This is a genomic window from Bradyrhizobium sp. C9 (genome assembly GCF_002532045.1).
In the GTDB taxonomy this organism is placed as follows: domain Bacteria; phylum Pseudomonadota; class Alphaproteobacteria; order Rhizobiales; family Xanthobacteraceae; genus Bradyrhizobium.
The window spans coordinates 1-19,898 of sequence record NZ_NWTG01000030.1 but is presented as its reverse complement, the minus strand read 5'-3'; the positions used below and the strand labels follow the sequence as shown (position 1 = coordinate 19,898).

26 protein-coding genes are annotated in these 19,898 nt (G+C 64.3%); 16 read left to right on the top strand and 10 right to left on the bottom strand.

The features are described from left to right. Window positions 1-20 precede the first annotated feature (20 nt). Together flgK and CO675_RS34835 are read left to right on the top strand one after the other, a co-directional pair. Window positions 21-1,898 (top strand): flagellar hook-associated protein FlgK, encoded by a 1,878-nt coding sequence (gene flgK / locus CO675_RS34840; RefSeq protein ID WP_097676411.1) that lies wholly within the window; start codon window positions 21-23, stop codon window positions 1,896-1,898. Between the two features lie 7 nt (window positions 1,899-1,905). Next, complete coding sequence (locus CO675_RS34835; protein ID WP_097676410.1) at window positions 1,906-3,786, top strand: flagellar protein; 1,881 nt, start codon at window positions 1,906-1,908, stop codon at window positions 3,784-3,786. A 132-nt stretch (window positions 3,787-3,918) separates the two neighbouring features. Here the strand turns inward: CO675_RS34835 and flbT are convergent, their stop codons facing one another. Then, window positions 3,919-4,350, bottom strand: a complete 432-nt coding sequence (gene flbT, locus CO675_RS34830) for a flagellar biosynthesis repressor FlbT (protein WP_097676409.1) — start codon at window positions 4,348-4,350, stop codon at window positions 3,919-3,921. Window positions 4,351-4,720: 370 nt separating this feature from the next. Between flbT and CO675_RS34825 the strand changes: the two genes are divergently transcribed. From CO675_RS34825 to CO675_RS34815, 3 genes are all read left to right on the top strand, one after another. Further along, a complete protein-coding gene (locus CO675_RS34825; RefSeq protein ID WP_097676456.1) occupies window positions 4,721-5,890 on the top strand; it encodes a flagellin N-terminal helical domain-containing protein in 1,170 nt (389 codons plus the stop codon). A 206-nt stretch (window positions 5,891-6,096) separates the two neighbouring features. Beyond that, a complete protein-coding gene (gene flaF, locus CO675_RS34820) occupies window positions 6,097-6,462 on the top strand; it encodes a flagellar biosynthesis regulator FlaF (protein WP_097676408.1) in 366 nt (121 codons plus the stop codon). Between the two features lie 27 nt (window positions 6,463-6,489). Continuing rightward, window positions 6,490-6,852 carry a hypothetical protein gene (locus CO675_RS34815; RefSeq protein ID WP_097676407.1) on the top strand — a complete coding sequence of 121 codons (363 nt, stop codon included), beginning with the start codon at window positions 6,490-6,492 and terminating at the stop codon, window positions 6,850-6,852. A 17-nt stretch (window positions 6,853-6,869) separates the two neighbouring features. Here the strand turns inward: CO675_RS34815 and CO675_RS34810 are convergent, their stop codons facing one another. From CO675_RS34810 to CO675_RS34795, 4 genes are all read right to left on the bottom strand, one after another. Continuing rightward, window positions 6,870-7,256, bottom strand: a complete 387-nt coding sequence (locus tag CO675_RS34810; RefSeq protein ID WP_198964855.1) for a hypothetical protein — start codon at window positions 7,254-7,256, stop codon at window positions 6,870-6,872. Between the two features lie 162 nt (window positions 7,257-7,418). Continuing rightward, complete coding sequence (locus CO675_RS34805) at window positions 7,419-7,916, bottom strand: hypothetical protein (protein ID WP_097676405.1); 498 nt, start codon at window positions 7,914-7,916, stop codon at window positions 7,419-7,421. Window positions 7,917-7,939: 23 nt separating this feature from the next. Beyond that, window positions 7,940-8,296 (bottom strand): flagellar assembly peptidoglycan hydrolase FlgJ, encoded by a 357-nt coding sequence (flgJ, locus tag CO675_RS34800; RefSeq protein WP_097676404.1) that lies wholly within the window; start codon window positions 8,294-8,296, stop codon window positions 7,940-7,942. After that, the gene (locus CO675_RS34795) at window positions 8,296-9,420 is read right to left on the bottom strand and encodes a flagellar basal body P-ring protein FlgI (RefSeq protein ID WP_097676403.1); all 1,125 of its coding nucleotides are present in this window, start codon (window positions 9,418-9,420) and stop codon (window positions 8,296-8,298) included. Before CO675_RS34795 ends, flgJ begins: the two co-directional genes overlap by 1 nt. Before the next feature lie 262 nt (window positions 9,421-9,682). On the opposite strand from CO675_RS34795, the gene CO675_RS34790 reads away from it, so the two are divergent. Next, window positions 9,683-10,096 (top strand): flagellar assembly protein FliX, encoded by a 414-nt coding sequence (locus CO675_RS34790; RefSeq protein ID WP_097676455.1) that lies wholly within the window; start codon window positions 9,683-9,685, stop codon window positions 10,094-10,096. A gap of 45 nt (window positions 10,097-10,141) precedes the next feature. Here CO675_RS34790 and CO675_RS34785 read toward each other — a convergent pair whose 3' ends face one another. Continuing rightward, the gene (locus CO675_RS34785) at window positions 10,142-10,528 is read right to left on the bottom strand and encodes a winged helix-turn-helix transcriptional regulator (RefSeq protein WP_029085377.1); all 387 of its coding nucleotides are present in this window, start codon (window positions 10,526-10,528) and stop codon (window positions 10,142-10,144) included. A gap of 102 nt (window positions 10,529-10,630) precedes the next feature. On the opposite strand from CO675_RS34785, the gene CO675_RS34780 reads away from it, so the two are divergent. The 3 genes from CO675_RS34780 to CO675_RS34770 all read left to right on the top strand — a co-directional run bounded on the left by CO675_RS34780 (window position 10,631) and on the right by CO675_RS34770 (window position 12,890). Then, entirely contained in the window at window positions 10,631-11,242 is a 612-nt protein-coding gene (locus CO675_RS34780) for an NAD(P)-dependent oxidoreductase (protein ID WP_097676402.1), read from the top strand. 221 nt (window positions 11,243-11,463) lie between these two features. Next, complete coding sequence (dksA, locus tag CO675_RS34775) at window positions 11,464-11,829, top strand: RNA polymerase-binding protein DksA (RefSeq protein WP_021077973.1); 366 nt, start codon at window positions 11,464-11,466, stop codon at window positions 11,827-11,829. A 254-nt stretch (window positions 11,830-12,083) separates the two neighbouring features. Next, window positions 12,084-12,890: a phytanoyl-CoA dioxygenase family protein gene (locus CO675_RS34770; RefSeq protein ID WP_097676401.1), complete on the top strand. Its 807-nt coding sequence runs from the start codon at window positions 12,084-12,086 to the stop codon at window positions 12,888-12,890. Window positions 12,891-12,920: 30 nt separating this feature from the next. Here the strand turns inward: CO675_RS34770 and CO675_RS34765 are convergent, their stop codons facing one another. After that, complete coding sequence (locus CO675_RS34765) at window positions 12,921-13,349, bottom strand: winged helix-turn-helix transcriptional regulator (protein WP_097676400.1); 429 nt, start codon at window positions 13,347-13,349, stop codon at window positions 12,921-12,923. 97 nt (window positions 13,350-13,446) lie between these two features. On the opposite strand from CO675_RS34765, the gene CO675_RS34760 reads away from it, so the two are divergent. Together CO675_RS34760 and CO675_RS34755 are read left to right on the top strand one after the other, a co-directional pair. Next, window positions 13,447-14,475, top strand: a complete 1,029-nt coding sequence (locus CO675_RS34760) for an SDR family oxidoreductase (protein WP_097676399.1) — start codon at window positions 13,447-13,449, stop codon at window positions 14,473-14,475. A 108-nt stretch (window positions 14,476-14,583) separates the two neighbouring features. After that, entirely contained in the window at window positions 14,584-15,369 is a 786-nt protein-coding gene (locus CO675_RS34755; protein ID WP_097676398.1) for a 2-keto-4-pentenoate hydratase, read from the top strand. A 224-nt stretch (window positions 15,370-15,593) separates the two neighbouring features. Here CO675_RS34755 and CO675_RS34750 read toward each other — a convergent pair whose 3' ends face one another. Next, on the bottom strand, window positions 15,594-15,953 hold the full coding sequence (locus CO675_RS34750; protein ID WP_158231351.1) for a ClpXP protease specificity-enhancing factor SspB: 360 nt from the start codon (window positions 15,951-15,953) through the stop codon (window positions 15,594-15,596). A 95-nt stretch (window positions 15,954-16,048) separates the two neighbouring features. Beyond that, window positions 16,049-16,798 (bottom strand): carbonic anhydrase, encoded by a 750-nt coding sequence (locus tag CO675_RS34745; RefSeq protein ID WP_097676396.1) that lies wholly within the window; start codon window positions 16,796-16,798, stop codon window positions 16,049-16,051. 487 nt (window positions 16,799-17,285) lie between these two features. Here CO675_RS34745 and CO675_RS34740 point away from each other — a divergent pair, with 487 nt between their 5' ends. Genes CO675_RS34740 through CO675_RS34720 form a run of 5 tightly spaced genes read left to right on the top strand, consistent with a single transcriptional unit; the run spans window position 17,286 to window position 19,321 of the window. Next, entirely contained in the window at window positions 17,286-17,609 is a 324-nt protein-coding gene (locus CO675_RS34740; RefSeq protein ID WP_050403489.1) for an ArsR/SmtB family transcription factor, read from the top strand. Next, window positions 17,606-18,037: an SRPBCC family protein gene (locus CO675_RS34735; protein WP_097676395.1), complete on the top strand. Its 432-nt coding sequence runs from the start codon at window positions 17,606-17,608 to the stop codon at window positions 18,035-18,037. Before CO675_RS34740 ends, CO675_RS34735 begins: the two co-directional genes overlap by 4 nt. 35 nt (window positions 18,038-18,072) lie before the next feature. Continuing rightward, complete coding sequence (locus tag CO675_RS34730; protein ID WP_097676394.1) at window positions 18,073-18,306, top strand: hypothetical protein; 234 nt, start codon at window positions 18,073-18,075, stop codon at window positions 18,304-18,306. 33 nt (window positions 18,307-18,339) lie between these two features. Next, the gene (locus tag CO675_RS34725; protein ID WP_097676393.1) at window positions 18,340-18,780 is read left to right on the top strand and encodes a DUF1801 domain-containing protein; all 441 of its coding nucleotides are present in this window, start codon (window positions 18,340-18,342) and stop codon (window positions 18,778-18,780) included. Window positions 18,781-18,820: 40 nt separating this feature from the next. After that, a complete protein-coding gene (locus tag CO675_RS34720; protein ID WP_097676391.1) occupies window positions 18,821-19,321 on the top strand; it encodes a GNAT family N-acetyltransferase in 501 nt (166 codons plus the stop codon). Between the two features lie 21 nt (window positions 19,322-19,342). On the opposite strand, the gene CO675_RS34715 is transcribed toward CO675_RS34720, so the two are convergent. Then, window positions 19,343-19,699 (bottom strand): hypothetical protein, encoded by a 357-nt coding sequence (locus CO675_RS34715; RefSeq protein WP_245453040.1) that lies wholly within the window; start codon window positions 19,697-19,699, stop codon window positions 19,343-19,345. Between the last annotated feature and the right edge of the window lie 199 nt (window positions 19,700-19,898).

The following is a 19,898-nucleotide window of genomic DNA, read 5'->3' as shown; positions in this document are numbered from 1 at the left end:
AGTAAAGGCGAGTACACATCATGGGTTTGAGCCAAGCCCTTTCCACCGCGATGTCGGGCCTGCGCGCCACGCAGGCCTCGCTCTCGCTCGTGTCGTCGAACGTCGCCAACGCGGAGACGCCCGGCTACGTCAGGAAGACGCTCAACCAGGATACCGGCACCACCGGCCAGTTCGGGTCGAGCGTCCTCATCACCGGCGTCAACCGCCAGCTCGACGAATTCCTGCAGACCCAGCTTCGCACCGAGACGTCGGGCGCGTCCTACGCCGACGTCCGCTCGAGCTTCCTTGCCAATCTGCAGGGCGTCTACGGCAATCCCGACTCCACCGGCACGATCGAGGACGCCTACAACAAGTTCCTGACCGCAGTGCAGGGGCTGTCGACCAGCCCGGACTCGCAGTCGGCCCGCATCGGTGTCGTCAATGCCGCGCAATCGATGGCGCAGCAGCTCAACGCGACTTCGCAGGGAATCCAGACGCTGCGCGCCAACGCCGAGGCCGGCATCAGCGACTCCGTCAGCACCGCCAACAATGCGTTGCAGCAGATCGCGCGCCTCAATGTCCAGCTGCAGGCCACCGGCGGCACGCAGGACGCCTCGACCGCAGCCCTGCTCGATCAGCGCGATCGCTATGTCACCCAGCTTTCGCAGCTGATGGATATCCGCACCGTCACCAACAGCCAGAACCAGGTGACCGTATTCACAAATTCCGGCGTGCAGCTGGTCGGCACCGAGGCGGCGACGCTCAGCTTCAATGCCCAGGGCACGATGACGCCCAACACGCTGTACAATACCGACCCGACCAAGAGCACCGTCGGCACCATCACCATCAATTTTCCCCATGGCGGCACCTATGACATGGTGTCGACCAACTCGATCCGATCAGGCAAGATCGCCGCCTATCTCGAGCTGCGCGACAACACGCTGGCCCAGGCCCAGACGCAGATCGACCAGTTCGCCGCCGCGATGTCGAGCGCGCTGTCGGACAAGACGACGGCCGGCACCGCGGCGACGGCGGGAGCGCAGTCCGGCTTCGACCTCGATCTCTCGGGGTTGCAGAGCGGCAACACCATTCACGTCTCCTACAAGGACAACACCACCGGCATCACGCACAATCTGTCGCTCGTCCGCGTCGACGATCCGAGCGTGCTGCCGCTCAGCAACACCGCGACCGTCGATCCGAACGACGAGGTGCTGGGCGTGGATTTCTCCGGCGGCATGAGCTCGGTGCTGTCGCAGCTCAACGGCGCGCTCGGCGGAACCGGCCTGCAATTCTCCAATCCCTCCGGGTCGACGCTGCGCGTGCTCGACGACGGCGCAGCCAACAAGGCTGATGTGACTGCGGCATCGGTCACGTCGACGGTTTCGTCGCTGACGTCGGGCGATCCGCAGCTTCCGCTGTTCACCGACAATGGCGGGCTCTACACCGGCGCGATCACCGCGAACGGCTCGCAGTCGACCGGCCTTGCCGCACGCATCAGCGTCAACACCGCCCTGGTCGGCGACCCCTCGCGCATGGTCGTGTACGCGACCAATCCACAGACACCGGCCGGCGACACCACGCGCGCGAACCTCATCCTGAACCAGCTGTCGAACGCGTCGTACAGCTATTCGCCGAAGACCGGCCTCGGCACGTCAGGCGCGCCGTTCACCGGCACGCTCTTGAACTTCGCCAGGCAGTTCATCAGCCAGCAGGGTGAATCGGCGACGGCGGCCAAGCAATTGGCCGATGGTCAGGACGTCGTGCTGAATACGTTGCAGACCAAGATGGACTCGACCTCCGGCGTCAACATGGACGAGGAGATGGCGCATCTGCTGTCGCTGCAGAACGCCTATTCCGCCAACGCGCGCGTGATGTCGTCGATCAAGCAGATGTACGACGCGCTGCTGCAGCTCACGTGAGGGTAACATGTCGATCGACGGCGTAAGCGGCAGAACTTCCTATATCGGCACCACGATCCTCAACCTGCGCAGTCAGCTCAATGACCTGACGACGCAGCTTGCGACCGGCAAGGTATCGACGACCTATGCTGGGCAGGGGCTCGATCGCGGCTTTGCGCTCAGCCTGCGCGCCCAGATCAGCAGCATCAACGCGTTCTCGGATACGGCCACCAACCTCAACACGCGCCTCGGTGTCGCCAACCTCACTTTGCAGGGGTTGTCGGACGTCGGGAGCCAGGTGAAGAACGCCGCGACGACCGCGACGCTGACGCTCAACAACAGCGGGCAGACGTCGGGCCAGATCACGGCGCAGGCCGCGTTCTCCAATGCGGTTGCGATGCTGAACAGCCAGTCCGGCGACCGCTATCTGTTCTCCGGCCGTGCGATGGATACGCCGGCCACGGTGTCGGCCGACACCATGTTGAAGGGCACCGCAACCCAGGCCGGCCTCACCCAGCTCATCAATGAGCGCAAGCAGGCCGATCAGGGCACCGGTTTGATGGGGCGCCTGAGCGTTTCGTCGCCGCCGGCGACCACGACGGTGACCAGCGTCGCCGAGGACGGCTCGCCGTTCGGCCTCAAGCTGTTGTCGGTGCAGTCGTCGTTGACCGGCGCCACCGTGACCCAGCCGACGGGCACGCCGAAGTCCACCTCGGTCGATCTCGGCGCCGTCAATCCGAATGACGGCGACAAGATCAAGTTCAACTTCACGCTGCCTGATGGCACCACCGATGCGATCGAGCTCACCGCGACGACCACGAATCCGCCGCCGGCCGGTTCGTTCCTGATCGGCGCCGACACCACGGCGACGACGGCCAACCTCCAGTCGACGCTGACCTCGTCCATCAAGACGCTGAGCGACACGTCGCTGGTGGCGGCCTCGGCGGTCGCGGCGTCCAACAACTTCTTCAATCCGGTCGCGACCGTCGCGGGCGCTGCCGTCAACAACCAGAACACGCCGCCGGCGCCGATCAGCGGCGCCACCGCCCTCTCGGGCGCGGCGGGCACCAACTCTCTGTCGACGAGCTTCGCGGCCGGCGACACCATCACGGTCAACGGCACCCCGATCACGTTCGTTGCCTCGGGCGCCACCGGCAACCAGCTCAACATCACCGACAGCGTGCAGACGCTGATGGCGAAGATCGACCAGATCAGCGGCACCAAGAACGCATCGACCATCAGCAATGGCGCGATCACGCTTCACGGCGCGGATGGTCAAAACCTCTCGATATCGAGCTCCAACGCGGCCGCACTCGGTGCGCTCGGCATCGCCAACAACACGACTGCGACCCCGGCGCCGCTCAGGGTAGGGGGACCGCCGTTCGACACGGCAACCAACCTGGTCGCGGGCACACCCGACAACACCGTGTACTGGTACACCGGCGAGAACGGCCCGGGATCGGCGCGCGGCACCGCCGTCGCGCAGGTCGATCAGTCGATCACCGTGCAGTATGGCGCACGGGCCAACGAACAGGCGTTCCGCTATTTGCTGCAGAACGTCGCGGTGTATGCGGCGGTCACCACCAACGCCAGCAACCCGAATGCGAGCGCGCAGGTGACGGCACTCGCGCAGCGCGTCGGCGCGAACCTCGCGCCGCAGAACGGCCAGCAGCAGATCCAGGACGTGCAGGCCGAGTTCGCCGGTGCGCAGACGGCGACCAAGGCAGCCACCGATCGTCAGACCCAGCTCAAGAACATGGCGGAGACGATGCTCGACACGGTCGAGGGCGTCAATCAGGACGAGGTTGCGACCAAGATCCTGGCGTTGCAGACCAGCCTGCAGGCGTCGTATCAGACCACCTCGATGCTGTATCAGACCACGCTGCTGAAATATCTGCCGGTCGGTTGAACGCTCGCCATCATCTCCAGCCAGCAAAAAGGCCTCCTCGGGGAGGCCTTTTTCGTTCAGACGGGGGCTAGAGCGTTTTCAAGCGAAGTGGATGCCGGTTCGCGTGAAGAAAGCCCGTCAAGGCAAGAAGCGCTACGCGCTCTTGCGCGTATCGTCCTGATCGCCATTTCGCTGACCGCGCGCGGTTTCCAGCAGCTTCTCCTCGTGCGCGATCAGCTTCTTGGATTCCTTCAAGGCGTGATAGAGATCGCCGTTGAGGATGAAGTTGTTGACGCTTTCGATGAACGGCCAGGCGCTGGGCGTCGCGGTGATGATGTCGCGCACCAGGCTGAAATAGGTCGGGTGGTGCGCCATTGGATCCGGCGACAGATACATCAGTTGCACCGCAAGATAGATCAGCTTCGCCGGCGTGTCCGCGGTCTCCGGCGTCAGGATATCCTTCTCGCGCAGGATCGGGATGCGGTCGCCGTCGATCAGGAGGCGGGCGCGCTGATCGGTGTTGGTGATCACGCAATTGCCGACGATGATGCGCTCGTTCGGTTTGAGTTCGACCTTCAGGGCCATGACCGTTCTCCTTTGCCGGGCAGTCGCGCGATATCGCCGCTAGCGGAACGAAGTTGAGTTCGGCACTGCTTAGCAGCCGCCGTTGCGGCCCAGGGCCGATGCGACAGCGATCCTTTCCCATGATGGTTAACGCTTGGTGAACGGGGCAGCCGCGCGAGGAGCGGCCCTCGGCCGAAATCGGCAGTCGTCTCAGTAGTTTTCGCGGCGAACTTCGCCCAGTGGCGACAATTTTATTCTTCGGCATTTGTCTTAAATGCCGTGCTGGAGATTTCTTTTTCCTTCGAGGCTTGACCGGCAGGATCGGCCATCCGCCCGATCAGAAAGGATTGGCGCGGTTTTTTCCTCAGTTTCACACCAGAAAGGTATGAAAATGTCCGGTATCATTCTCTCCTCCTCCGTTCGTCAGAACCTCCTCTCCCTCCAGTCCACCGCCGATCTGCTCTCCACCACGCAGAACCGTCTTGCCACCGGCAAGAAGGTCAACACGGCGCTCGACAACCCGACCAACTTCTTCACCGCGCAGTCGCTCGACAACCGCGCCAGCGACATCAACAACCTGCTCGACGGCATCGGCAACGGTGTGCAGGTGCTGCAGGCTGCCAACACCGGCATCACCTCGCTGCAGAAGCTGGTCGACACCGCCAAGTCGATTGCCAACCAGGTGCTGCAGAGCCCGACCGGCTACACCACGAGGTCGCAGGTCACCTCCACCGCGGCGCTCGGCGGCACGGCAGCCAACCTTGTCGACGGCACCACGATCAAGAGCGGCGACGTGCTGGCGATCGCGGCCTCGGCCGGTCAGCCCGCCTTCAGCTTCACCTTCGGGGCCAGCAGCTCGCTGACGCAGCTGAATGCGTCGCTCGCGGCCAGCAACCTGACGGCGAGCCTCGACAGCTCCAACAAGCTCGTCATCACCACGACCAACGACGCGGCGTCCTCGACGATCGGTGCGGTGACCTTCACCAACACCGGCGGCGGCACTGCGACGTTCAGCGCAGCCGGCACGGCTCCGGTTGCCGATCCGGCCTCGCAGTCGGCGCGCGCGGCTTTGGTGACGCAGTACAACAACACCATCGCGCAGATCACGACCACGGCGCAGGACGCCTCGTTCAACGGTATCAACCTGTTGAACGGCGACAACCTGAAGCTGACCTTCAACGAGACCGGCAAGTCGACGCTCGCGATCAGCGGCGTTACCTTCAATGCCACCGGCCTCGGCCTGAACACGCTGACCGCGGGCACCGACTTCCTCGACAACAACTCGGCGAACAAGGTGCTGACGGCGCTGGGCACGGCGAGCTCCTCGTTGCGCAGCGAAGCCTCGACGCTGGGTTCGAACCTGTCGATCGTGCAGATCCGTCAGGACTTCTCCAAGAACCTGATCAACGTGCTGCAGACCGGTTCGTCCAACCTGACGCTGGCCGACACCAACGAGGAAGCGGCCAACAGCCAGGCGCTGTCGACCCGCCAGTCGATCGCGGTCTCCGCATTGGCGCTCGCCAACCAGAGCCAGCAGAGCGTGCTGCAGCTGCTCCGCTAAACGCCTCGACAAGCACTTCGACAACGGCGGGGGAAACCCCGCCGTTTTTCTTTGTCTCCGGGATATTACGGTATCTTTCTATGCCGTTAGAACGGCGCATTTGGTAATGCCTGCTAACCATATTTAAAGGCGGCGGATGCATAAATATCGAGCGCTAGAATTGCGTCTCCGCGGCCCGAGAAATCCGCACTCCATCGAGGTCATTAATGTCGAATGCAGCCCAGGCCTACGCCCGTACGTCAACGACGACGGCGTCCCCCCGTGAAATCGAAGCGCAGGCGTTGTTGAAGGCCGCGCGGCAGCTGCAGGAAGTCCAGGCGAACTGGAACGGCCTCGACAAGGCGCTCGATCACGCATTGCTGTTCAATCGCCGCCTGTGGTCGATCTTCCTCAGTGCCGCAGAAGGCGCCGACAATCCGCAGCCGCTCGAGGTGCGTCAGAACATCGCGAACATCAGCGTGTTCGTGATGAAGCAAACCATCGACATCCAGATGAATCCGGACCCGGGGAAGCTGAAGTCGCTGATCGACATCAACTGCAACATCGCCGCCGGCCTCTCGGGCCGCGGCTGATCGACGGTTCGCAACGGAGCTCTCGGCATGGCCGACGTGTTGAGCATCCTGTCCGCCAACTACAAGGCCGCCGGCCTGACGGTTCCGTCAAAGACGCCCTATGTGGCCGTCGATCCGAAGCTCTATGAGGGCAGCTGGAGCGGCAAGTACGCCAACAACAAGTCGTTCAACATCTCGGTGTCGAACGTCGACGGCTTTCGCGCCAAGGTCCACTATCAGAGCGACGGCACCAGCAAGTATCAGGACGTCCTGATCAAGGACGGCGCGTTCCGCGTCGGCGATACCAAGTTTTCGCTGGTACAGCAGGGGACGGCATTGATCGCCAATGTCGTGACCGATCCGGCCACCGGGTCGACCTATCTCGACAAGGCCTACGCCACACAGAAGTGAGGGGTCACCCGCTTGCGTTACGCGCGACGGTCGGTTGCGCGCGCCCGCGTCGGCGCGTCCTTGCTGAGATCGAGCGCGTGGAAATAGGCGCGACGGCGCAATACGGCCTCTTCCGGAAACTGCCTCACCACCAGGTTGGTGCGATTGTCGACCACCTGGTAGACCACGGCGCGTGCATCGCGGTCGATGATAACCTGGTCGGTGACCGACGGCGCCTGATTTGAAATCGATGCGTTGACGGCGTTGGGATCGATCGTGACGCGCACGCTCGGCTCCGGAGCAGTGACGCTCTGGCTTGCGGGCAATTCGGTCTTCACCGCCTTCTGCGCCGTATCACTCACAGGGGTGATTATCGGCGCTGCAACCGGTGCCCCCACCGGCTTGATGTTGAAATCTGTACTCATGGCAGCCTCGTAGTGCACAGGCACTAGTTTGCTTGAGTCAAATCCCAACCCCTCACGATCCGCAACTCTACGGGGAACCTCTCAACAGGCTGTTAGGGAACACGCTGAATGCCGCGTTGCCGCAAGCGCGCCGAATTGAGCTAAATTGTCGGCGTATGCGCGTCAGAGCGTGCGGCTGACGGCGATCGGCGTCATGTTGCGCGGGCCCGGCGTGGCGCGCTGTCCGTTCGCGGTATAGGTGTTCGGGATGTTGCGGCGCTGCACCTCGGCATTGACGCCGCGCACGATGCCTTCCGAGACCGCGTGGGCGGTCGCGAGCACTGTCAGGTTGACCTGCAGCATCGCGCGGAACGTCTCGTGATGACGCCGCAGCGTGGCGAGCAGTTCGGGTTCGGTCTGCGACAGCATCTTCTGCATCGATTTCAGGTGCTCCACCGCGAGCATGTAACGCCGCGACAGCTCCGACTTCTGGGCCTCGAGCTGCATGCCCTCGCGGATCTTGCCGGCGCGGACGAACCCGGTCTCCTGCTCGACGACGGCGAGCAGCGCGCTCATCACCTCGGTGAGTTCGTTGGCGAGACGTGCGACGTCGGGAGGCGTCGACGTCGCCGGCCGCGCGGCGGGGGCGGCCGGCCGATGCTGCTGTGGACGCTGGTTCATCGCGCTGCTCCTTGAAAACCGAATTAGCTCTTGTTGGCCTGCTGCAGGATCAGCGAGCGGAACACTTCGTTGGAAATGCCGACGCCGCCGGACTTGGCGAAGTTCTTCGAATATTCGTCGGTCAGCATCGAGCGCCACGCGCCGGTGCCGACCGTGTCGCCGTAGGGGCCTTCACCCTTCAGGCCGGTGGTCATCTGCGAGAACATCGTGTTGAGGAACATCGATTCGAAGTCGGTCGCAGTCGCCTTCGCCTTGGTGATTTGCTGCGGTGAGACCTTCTTCATCGCATCCTGCAGCACGGGATCGGGGCGGCCGTTGAACATCGGCGTCAGCGCCTTGTTCGGCATGCTGCCGGTGGTGCTGTTGATCAGGCTTCCCATCACATCACCTCGATGTCGGCTTCGATCGCGCCGGCGGCCTTGATCGCCTGCAGGATGCTGATGAGATCGCGCGGTCCGATGCCGAGACCGTTGAGGCCGTCGACGAGCTGTTGCAGCGAGACGCCGTCCTTGACGACGGCGAACTTCTTGCCGTCCTCGGTGACCTGCACGTTGCTGCGCGGCGTCACCACGGTGCGACCGCGCGACAGCGGATTGGGCTGGCTGACCTGCGGGCTCTCCGAGATCGTGACGGTGAGGTTGCCTTGCGCCACCGCGACGGTGGCGACGCGAACGTCGCGGCCCATCACGATGATGCCGGAGCGCTCGTCGATCACGATCCTCGCGGCGAGGTCGGGATCGACCTGCAACTGCTCGATCTCGGTCAGGAAGGCGACGACGTTGCCCTTGAACTCCGGCGGGATCGAGAGCTGCACAGTGGAGGGATCGAGCGGCTCGGCGGTCTTGACGCCGAGATAGTCGTTGACCGCGGCGGCGATCCGCTTGGCGGTGGTGAAGTCGGCGTTGCGCAGCGCGAGGCGCACGTTTGGCAGGCGATTGAGCGCGAACTCGATCTCGCGTTCGATGATGGCGCCGTTGGCGATGCGGCCGACGGTCGGCACGCCGCGCACCACCTTGGCGGCCTCGCCCTCGGCGTTGAAGCCGGAGATCGCCAGCGTGCCTTGCGCGACCGCGTAGACGTTGCCGTCGGCGCCGAGCAGGGGGGTGACGAGCAGGGTGCCGCCGCGCAGATCCTTGGCGTCGCCGAGCGCGGAGACGGTGACGTCCATCCGCGTGCCCTGGGTGCCGAACGCCGGCAGATTGCCGGTGACCATCACGGCGGCGACGTTGCCGGTGCGGATGGTGGCGCCGCGGATGTTGACGCCCATGCGCTCGAGCATCGCCTGCAGCGATTGCTTGGTGAAGGGGATGTTGTTCAGCGTGTCGCCGGTGCCGTTGAGGCCGACCACGAGGCCGTAGCCGATCAACTGGTTCTGGCGCACGCCCTCGATGTTGGCGAGATCCTTGATCCGCGACGTCGCGGCCGCCGGCATGACGAAGGCCGCCAGCGCCAGCACCGCGGCGCAGGCCACTCCGAATAGATTTGCGGTGCGGATGCCGGGCATCCAATTCTCCCCTCGAACTTCACGCGGATCACGCGACACTCCCATGACGGCGATCCGCCATTAACCATGCGAGCCGCGTGCCACTTAGGTTCGTTGGAGCAATGTATTGATATATTTATCGAAATTGTCGGATCGCGATTCGGCTCCGGTTCGCCAGGGAGCGCGAAACTGCCGTGCGGCGGCAGAAATTGCCGGGTCGTTTACGCACCGTTAACCATAAAACGGCGATGCTTGGCGCATTCAGGCCTACGGGATCATGACGATGCGCATCTACGGACCGAACGGCACCACGCTTGGCACGTCGACCAGCTCGACGCGGCGGACCTCGTCGGGCGGCTTCTCGCTGCCGGATGCGACCAGCGCGCAGGAGGAGGTTCGCTCCACCGCCGCACCGAGGGCCGCCGCGAGCCTCGATGCGCTGCTCGCGCTGCAGGGCGTCGAAGACCCGACCGAACGGCGCAAACGCTCGGTGGCGCGCGGCAAGGGCGCCCTCGACGTGCTCGACGCGCTCAAGCTCGGATTGCTGTCCGGCAATTTCGATTCCTCCACCGTGAACCGGCTGCGCGACGCCGCGGCGAGCCTGAAGGAATCCTCCGGTGATCCCGGCCTCGATGCCGTGCTGGGTGAGATCGAACTGCGCGTCGAAGTCGAACTCGCCAAGGCGGGGCAGTATTAGGCTGCTCCCGAACACCCGACCTGTCTCACGCGGGCAGGCAGCGCCTCAGGCCGCCAGTGCCTTGCGCTGCGTGTCGTAGCGGCGCTGCGCGGCCAGCACCTCCTTCAGATTCTGCTCGGCCCAGTCGCGCAGCGGATCGACCGCTTCGGCAAGCGTCGATCCGAGCGGCGTGATCGAATACTCCACGGTGACCGGAACGGTTGCGATCGCGCGGCGGCGCAGCAGCCCGTCGCGCTCCAGGCTCTTCAACACCTGCGACAGCATCTTCTGCGAGATGCCTTCGATGGCGCGGCGAAGCTGGTTGAAGCGCATCGGCTCGCTGCGCAGCAACAGCAGGATCAGCACCGCCCATTTGTCGCCGACCCGGTCGAGGATCTGGCGCGTCGGGCAATTGGCGGCATAGGCGTCCGGCTTCAGGCTGGCGGCTTTCATCGGGTTACTCCGGCGTAATCAGGTGAGACAAGAGTGCCTTCTTCACACTTACATCCGTTTCGCTATCTAGTCACCATTGGAAACTATCAATCGGAGACTTTGATGAAGATCGCCATCGCCGGCGCGTCCGGCCAGGCCGGCTCGCGCCTCACCGCGGAACTCGCCCGCCGCGGCCATGCCGTCACCGCCATCGCCCGCAACCCGGAGAAGATCGCATCCCTGCCTGGCGTCACCGCCGTGAAGGGGGATGTGAACGACCAGGCCGCCCTGGCCGCGCTGTGGGCGGGCCACGATGCTGCGATCAGTTCCGTCCATTTCACCGTCAGCGACCCGGCCAAGCTGATCGGGGCTGCCAAGGCGTCCGGGGTTGGCCGCTATCTCGTGGTCGGCGGCGCCGGCAGCCTCGAGGTGGCCCCGGGCGTCCGCCTGGTGACCACGCCGAACTTCCCGGCCCAGTACAAGGCCGAAGCTACGAAGGGGGGCGAATTCCTGGACCTGCTACGCCAGGAAAAGGACCTGAACTGGACCTTTTTGTCGCCCTCGGCGCTGTTCGTGGCGGGCGAGCGGACCGGCAAGTTCCGGCTCGGGACCGACCAGCTTTTGGCCGCGGCCGACGGCAAAAGCTCGATCTCGTTCGAGGACTTCGCAGTTGCACTCGCCGATGAAATCGAGCGCCCGGCCCATATCCGCCAGCGTTTCACGGTCGGCTACTGAGGGGCGAGGAGAGGGGTAAGGGCTGGCTCCAGGCGGGCGGATAAGTTTGCCTGTGCAAGGCCTTGGGGGCGGCCCGCCTTTCGCGGTGGCAGATATTGTCTGTCACATGTCGTGGCTATATAAGGCGCCGCGCGGAGGGGTTTTGTTCCCTCCGCCAGACAGGGACATGGCTGCCTTTGGAAAAGCTGAAGAACTACCGGCCGACTGAAAAAGAGCCTTTCATGAATGAGCGGCAGCGCGATTATTTCCGCGCCAAGCTGCTGGCCTGGAAGGATGAGATCCTCCGCGAATCGAAGGTCACGCTGCAGACGTTGCAGGAAGAGAACGTCAATCACCCCGACCTCGCGGACCGAGCTTCCTCGGAAACCGACCGCGCGATCGAACTTCGTGCCCGCGATCGTCAGCGCAAGCTGATCTCCAAGATCGACGCGGCGCTCCAGCGCATCGAAGACAACACCTACGGCTATTGCGAAGAGACCGGTGACCCGATCTCGCTGAAGCGGCTCGAAGCCCGCCCGATCGCGACGCTGTCGGTGGAGGCGCAGGAACGTCACGAGAAGCGCGAGAAGGTCTATCGCGACGAATAGTGGCGGCGGACCGCTACAGATTGCTTCCGGCGCGCACCGGTTGTAGGTTCGCGCCGCCATGATGACACGTACTCTCAACATCGCATCGGTCTTCTTCCTGGGCTGATCTCGTTTCCGCCAGGAAACACGCTTCCGCACGGAAGCGCTGATCGTCCTCGCGCGCCTGGGCTCGCGGGATTCCAGTGAACCGAATGGGCCGGCCCAGCTCCGCGTATAGCGGGCATCGACGGCTGGCGATGATTTGAGAGACAATCATGACCGATCGAGACGACGCGCGTGCGCTGAACGACGCGCAAATCGAGCAATTCATCGAACAGGGCTTTGTCCGGATCGACAACGCCTTTCCCCGCGAACTCGCCGATGCGGGACGTGCCATCATGTGGCGCGACCTGCCGTGCAGCGAGCATGATCCTTCGACGTGGACGCGCCCAGTGGTGCGGTTGCCCGGCTATGGCGACGAGCCGTTCCGGTTGGCGATCAATTCGCCGCGGCTGTATCGGGCGTTCGACCAGATCGCAGGCCCCGGCCGCTGGTCTCCGCGCCACAACATCGGGACCTTCCCCGTGCGGTTCCCGCATCCGGACGATCCTGGCGATGCCGGCTGGCATGTCGATGTCAGCTTTCCCGGCGACGATTGCGATCCGCACGAGCGGAGCGACTTCTCGGCATGGCGAGTGAACGTCAACTCGCGCGGCCGGGCGCTGCTGATGCTGTTCCTGTTCTCCGATGTCGGCGAGGACGATGCGCCGACCCGGATCAGGGGCGGCTCGCACTTTCCGATGGCGCGTTACCTCGCGCCAGCGGGCGAGGCTGGACGCGCCCGCATGAACCTCGCGGAAATGGGCGCCGATTGCGAGCTCGCGCTTGCAATGGGCGAGGCGGGCACGGTCTATCTGTGCCATCCCTTCCTGGTGCATGCCGCGCAGAAGCACCGGGGCACGCGGCCGCGCTTCATGGCGCAACCATCGCTCAGTCCCGCCGAGCCGTACCGGCTCGAGCGTGACGATGGCGCCTACTCGCCGGTCGAGATCGCGATCCGGCGCGCGCTCGGCATGGGGTGATCGGATGCCGATCTGAAGGCGAGACGACATTCAGGCCAGTCCGGCCCCGAGTGTCGTCTCGCCTGCCTCGGCGTGACGGTGCGTGCCGTAGATTTTCGACCACGCCAGCAATTCGCGGAAAGCCGGTGCGAGGCCCCAGGCCGAATCCGTCAGCTCGTATGCGACCTGCAACGGCTTTTCGGCGAGCACCTTGCGCGACACCAGCCCGTCGCGCTCGAGTTCGCGCAGTTGGTTGGTCAGCATGTGCTGGGTGATCGGCACCAGCGCGCGGCGCATCGCGCCGAACCGCACGCCGCCGTTCATCAGCGTGAACAGGATCTCGAGCTTCCATTTGCCGCCGAGCGCATGGATTGCGCCCTTGAATTCGATCAGCAGATTGGGGTCGGTCGGGCAGCTCTCGCATTCGCCGCCGTCACACAGTTCGCTGGTATTGTTTTCCATACCGGTCTCGAATTTCATTCTACTTGTCCAATGTCAGATAATGACCAGATGCGGCCTGTGCAGGGTGGGCGGCGCAATGTGTGCCCCATCCGCCGAACCATGAAGAGGCAGCGACATGAGCACGGTTTTGGTCACGGGCGGATCCGGTTTCATCGGCGTGCACACAATTCTGCAGCTGCTTGCCGACGGACATACGGTGCGAACCACGCTGCGCGATCCGGATCGCAGCAAGGACGTGATCGCGATGCTGCGCGAGGGTGGTGCGCCTGCAGCCGACCAGGTCGGCTTCGTCGCCGCCGACCTCACGCGCGATGCCGGCTGGCGCGAGGCGGCCGCGGGGTGCGATTACGTGCTGCATGTCGCATCGCCGCTCGGCGCCCATGTGCCGGAGGACGAGAACGAGCTGATCGTTCCGGCGCGCGAAGGCACGCTGCGGGTGTTGCGCGTGGCGCGCGACGCCGGCGTCAAGCGCGTCGTCGTGACATCGTCGTTTGCGGCAATCGGCTATGGCCATCCGCCGCAAGCCAAGCCGTTCGATGAGACGGTCTGGACCAATCTCCAGGGTCCTGACGTGCAGGCTTATCCCAAGTCGAAGACGCTGGCGGAGCGCGCCGCCTGGGATTTCATCGCGCGCGAAGGCAATGGCCTCGAGCTCGCCGTGGTCAATCCGACCGCGGTGTTCGGCCCGGTGCTCGGGCCTGATTTCTCCGAGTCGATCGGCATCATCAAGGCGCTGCTCGACGGCGCGATGCCGGCGGTGCCGCGGATCCATTTCGGCCTTGTCGACGTGCGCGACGTCGCCGACCTGCATCTGCGCGCCATGACCTCGCCCAAGGCCAAAGGTGAGCGGTTCCTCGCGGTCGCCGGCGAGACCATGTCGGTGCTGCAGGTGGCCCGGCTGCTGCGCAGGAAACTCGGCAGCAAGGCGCGGCGCGTGCCCCGGTTCCAGGCGCCGGACTGGATGATCCGGCTCGCCGCGCGGCGCAACCCGTTGGCCCGCGCCACCCTGCCGCTGCTCGGCAAGGTGCGCCGCTCGACCAGCGCCAAGGCGCAGAACCTGCTCGGCTGGCGTCCGCGCAGCAATGAGGAGATGATCGTCGCGACCGCCGAGAGCCTGATCAGGCTAAGCCTGGTCAAGGCCTGACGGCCTCTCCCGTCCGGCGTGCTTGCCAGACGCGTCGGCGAGTGCTGAATTGCCGTGAGCAGATGGAGGCGCCACCGCGCCGCCGAGAACATCGGGGAGGCTGCGCAGATGGAACGGATCCTCGCGGCCGCAAAGGCGATTGCCAGCGCGCGCCGCAGCCGTGCGCCGCTCAAGGCGCTCGCCAAAGACATCGTGCCGCGCGACGAGGCCGAAGGCTATCAGGTGCAATACGCGCTGCACGATCTGTTGCAGCCGCAGGTCGGCAGCCTCGTCGGCTACAAGATCGGCTGCACCAGCGCGGTAATGCAGGAGTACATCAATATCCCGCATCCCTGCGGCGGCGGCGTGTTCGAGAAGGTCGTGCATGACAGCGGCGTGCGGCTGCCGGCGGCCGACTTCGTCCATGTCGGCGTCGAATGCGAGATCGCGGTGCGGCTGGCGCGCAGTCTCGCGCCCGGCGAAGCGCCGTTCACCGCCGAATGGGTCGCGGAGGCGATCGAGGCCTACCATCCGGCGATCGAGATCGTCGACGACCGCTACGTCAAATGGGAGACGCTCGGTGCGCCGACCCTGATCGCCGACGACTTCTTCGCCGCCGGCTGCGTGCTCGGCGAAGCCGTGCCGCGGATCACCGTGCCCGATCTACGCAAGGTCACCGGACGCGCGCTCGTCAACGGCAAGGAGGAGGGCCGCGGCACCGGCGCCGACGTGCTCGGCCATCCCCACAACGCGCTCGCCTGGCTCGCCAATCATCTCGCCGCCGAAGGCCGCGGCCTGCATGCCGGCCAGATCGTGCTGACCGGCAGCCTGGTCAAGACGATATGGCTGAAGGCGGGCGACACCGTCGTGATGGAGCTCGATGGGCTCGGCAAGGTGGAAGCGACGTTCACCTGAGGCCCACATGAGGATGTCGTCCCTGCCTGGTGCGCAATTGCGCACGGGAGCAGGGACCCATCCTCCGCGGCCGCTGTTGTGAACAGGGCTCGTCATTCCGCCGGGGCGCAACAATCAGCATTCGTGGTTATGGGTCCCTGCTTTCGCAAGGACGACACTGAGTGTGCACGGAAGCGACGTTCACATGACTTCGCATGCTTTTCTGCGCCGCGACGTCACTGTTCCTACAGCTGATTGCTCGTGCACATCAGAACTTTGCCGTCCCACAGGCTCCTGATCGCGTCGAACGGCACGGCGAGCCTGGCATATTTGCGATTGAACCAGACGCCGACCTCGAAGCCGTCATCCCTCACCACGAGGCGATCGAATTCGTACTGCAGGATGATCGTGATTTCCTCGGGGTATTGCTCGATCAGGGCGGCGGGCAGCTTCACGCCGTCGGCCCGGGTTGCGAAAGTGATGTTGATCGGCCGGTCCTCCGCGGCATGGCGGAGCAACGCGGTCATTTCGATCCGCTTCTGCGTGGTGTTGCAGGGCTCGACGCCGGCGCGTGCCGGCAGCGAGGCCATGACCAGGAGCAGCACTCCAGCAATCCGTCCGTGCCGGCGCCACATCCGCCTTCTCCATTCGCTCGCGCGATGTCGTTCATGGCTTCAGTGGTCGCAGGTGGCGCCGAGGTTCAAGTCGCCGGTCGCTTGGCGTCCGTGACCAGCTCGACCCTGCCGTCGGTCAGCCGGTAGACCGCGCCGACGATCCGGAGCTTACCCTGATCGACCGCGGCGCTGAGAATCGGCGTCGCCGTCTTGAGTTTCGCGACGTTGTCGATGACGTTTTGCCTGATGGCGTTGGCGAGCCGGTCGCCCGGTCTGCCCTCGGTCGCCTTCACCGCAGGCGCGATCGCGGTGACCAGCGAGGGCAGATGGCCGGGCAGGGTGGTGTTGTCCTTCAGCGACTTGATCGCGGCGTCGACCGCCCCGCAGCTGTCGTGGCCGAGCACCATGAACAGCGGCACGCCGAGCACCGACGACGCATATTCGAGGCTCGCGATCATCTCGTCGCTGGCGAAATTGCCGGCGACGCGGCAGACGAACAGGTCGCCGCGGCCGGTGTCGAAGGCGTATTCCGGCGCGATGCGGGAGTCCGCGCAGCTCAGGATGCCGGCGAACGGGTTCTGTCCGCCGGCCAGCGCCTCGCGCTCGTGCTTGAAATCATGCCGCCGCGAAACGCCTTCGACATAACGGAGATTGCCCTTCACCAGCCGGTCGAGCGCGGCGTCCGGCGGCAGCACGTTCTGCGGCTTCGGCGGCGGTTTTGTCTCCTTGGCCGTCACAGCCGGCGCAAGGGCGAGGCTGGCCGCGGTGCAGACCGCGGCAGCGAGGAAGACGCGTCGGGAGGTTCGGCTGGGCGTGATTTCGCAGAGCTGGCACATCAAGGTTCTCCGTGAACAAGGACCGCATCCGCGCGATATGTGTAGGCCATGCACAATGCCTTCGCAACGAGGTGAATGCGCAGGCTGGTGGGCGCCACGCTCACAATTGTCGTCCCTGCCTAGTGCGCAATTGCGCAAGGGAGCAGAGGGACTCGTCGTTCCAGCATCGTCAACAATGACCATCGGTGGTTATGGGTCCCTGCTCTCGCGGGGACGACACCGAGTGTGTTGAACGGCCTGTGAGCCATACTTCCGCATTCTCGCGACATGATCTGTCCGAGCTTTGCATCTCGTTTCGCCCCGACTGACAAATCAGCGCTCGTTACATAACCAGTTAGATATATGTCTATCGGGATGGTCGATCTTGCATCGGCTCGCCGAAAGCGAGCAGCAAAGGAGTCCGTTGGGCTTCGTGACTTTTCACTTGACCAACCCATAGCTGTCTGGTTATACGTTAATCCATAGCCAACGGGTTATTGATCGCAAAATGCCGGACGCTCACGACGTGCTGTTTCGAACCCTCGCAGACCCGACTCGCCGGGCGATCTTCGAGCGCCTGTGCCGCGAGGGCGAGCAGACCGTCGGTGCGCTGACGGCGCGGGCAAAGATCTCGCAGCCGGCAGTGTCAAAACATCTCGGCGTGCTGAAGCAGGCCGGGCTGGTGCGCGATCGCCATGAAGGAAGGCAGACGCATTACAGCGCACAGCTCGGCGCGCTGGCGCCGCTGATCGACTGGACCAGCCAGATGGCGGGCTTCTGGCAGAACCGGTTCGACCACCTCGAAGATCTTCTCAAAAGGATGGACCAATGAACAAGACCACCCCTGAGACGCGCTCCGCCATCGTGGAGCGCGAATTTCCTCATCCGCCGGAAAAGCTCTGGCGTGCGCTGACGCAACCGCATCTGATGGAGGAGTGGCTGATGAAGAACGACTTCAAGCCCGAGGTCGGGCACAGCTTCAATCTGCGCGGCGAGTGGGGCGGCGTGCTGGACTGCAAGGTGCTGGCCGTCGAGCCGCACAAGACGCTGTCCTACACCTGGAATTTCGCCCATGAGGACGCCGCCTACAATCTCGAGAGCGTGGTGGTCTTCACGCTGACGCCGACGGCGAAGGGCACCCATCTGCGCGTGGAGCAGTCCGGCTTCCAGCCGCATCAGAAGCAGGCCTATGGCGGCGCCCATGCCGGTTGGAAGCAGTTCCTGGAGAATCTCGATCAGCTGCTGGTGCGGGAAGGCTGACGGTCTGCTCAACATCCATCAAACAGGAGGTCACATTGAACTGGAACAACTGGATCAGGCAGTTTCACCGCTGGCTCTCGATCGTCTTCACGGTTGCCGTCATCATCAACATCGTCGCGATGGTCCTGCAGCAGCAAGCCGTCTGGATCGGCCTGCTGGCGCTGTTCCCGCTGATCCTGATGCTGCTGAGCGGCCTGTATCTGTTCGTGTTGCCTTATCTGGCGCCACGGCGGATGCAGGGGGGATCGACCTCCGCATCGCAAGTGTGATTGCATGGGACAGGCTGGGACCACGAGGCAGCAATGACGGCATCGGAACGTATCGACCAGATGATCGAGGATCTCACCGACTGGCGCGGCAAGACGCTCGCCGGCCTGCGCAAGAGCATTCTCGCTGCCGACTCCGAGATCATCGAGGAATGGAAGTGGATGGGCAGCCCGGTATGGTCGCGCGACGGCATCATCGCGGTCGGCAACGCCCACAAGGGCAAGGTGAAGCTGACCTTCATGTATGGCGCGCAACTTCCGGACCCCGACAAGCTGTTCAATACCGGCTTCGAGGGCAATGTGCGGCGCGCGATCGATCTGTTCGAGGGCGACAAGATCAACGACCGCGCGCTGAAGGCCCTGATCCGTGCCGCGATCGAGCTCAACCAGGCCAAATCCAGCAAAACTGCGAAGAAGCCGGCGAAGAAGGCTGCGACGAAACCGGTCACCCGCGCGGTCGCGAAGAACAAGCCGTGAGTTGCGGCGGCATGCGGCTCATTGATCCGGTCCATCCGTGATGATCGCGACCAGGCTTGCCACATCGTCGGATGCGGAGGCGATCTCTGCGCTGCTCACGGCCAATGCCGGTGACCGCGGCGGCATGCTGCTCGGGCAATGGCCCCGCGAGGCGATAGAGACGCGCATCGCAAGCGGGCAATCGATCGTCATCGCGACCGGTGACGATGACAGGTTGCTCGGTGCGCTGCTGACGTCGGAGAAAGGGTTCGACGCGGCTCCGCCGGTACAGGCCATGCTGGAGGCTTGGCCGGGTGGACCCGATGCGTATGTATACGGCCCCGTGTGCGTCTCCCCGGACGCCCGCGGTCTCGGCGTTCTCGAGGCGCTCTTCGCCAGACTTCGGGCAACGTTTCCCGGCCGCGAGGTGATCCTGTTCATCCGAGAAGACAATCCGCGCTCGCTCAAGGCGCATCTGCGGCTCGGCATGCGCGAGGTCGCGCGATACGATTTCGACGGCAAGGTCTTCGTGGTCCTGAGCGACAGGCCGGATGCCGGGTGATGCGGTCGTCGCGAGGGCTAGCTAGGCCGAGATGTCGACGGCCTGGCCGGCTTTGCCGGCGTTCTTCTGGAACGCCTGCTCGATCAGTTCCTTGATCTTCTGCTCGACCGCGGCGCGCTGATCCGGCGTCATGGTCTTCAGGTCCTGCTCCGACAGACCCATGCTCTTGAGGATGTTCGCGCGCATGCGGTCCATCGGGCTCATCTGCGCGTATTTGAGAAACTTCTGCTCGACGGTGTCGTCAGATGAGATGCCGCCGGCGGCTTGCGCGGATCCGCTGGCGTCGGCCGTCAGCGGCTTCTTCAGTGTGGCAGTCGTCATGCCGGCCGTAACCGGTCCAAAGGCCGAGATCGACGTCATCTGCGCGCGCAGTCCCATTGCAATGCTGCAATCGCGGAGCAAATGGCGTGCCATCCGCCGCGTCAGCAATTTCAAGGAGATCGCGATGACGCGGCATGCGCCAGCCGCGCCGCAGGAAAGTTCTGCCGGGAGAACCTTGCCGGGGAAGCGGTCGTCACGCCTTCGTATGCACGATCACCGGACCCGCAACCCGGTTGCGGCCGTCATGCCTTGGTAT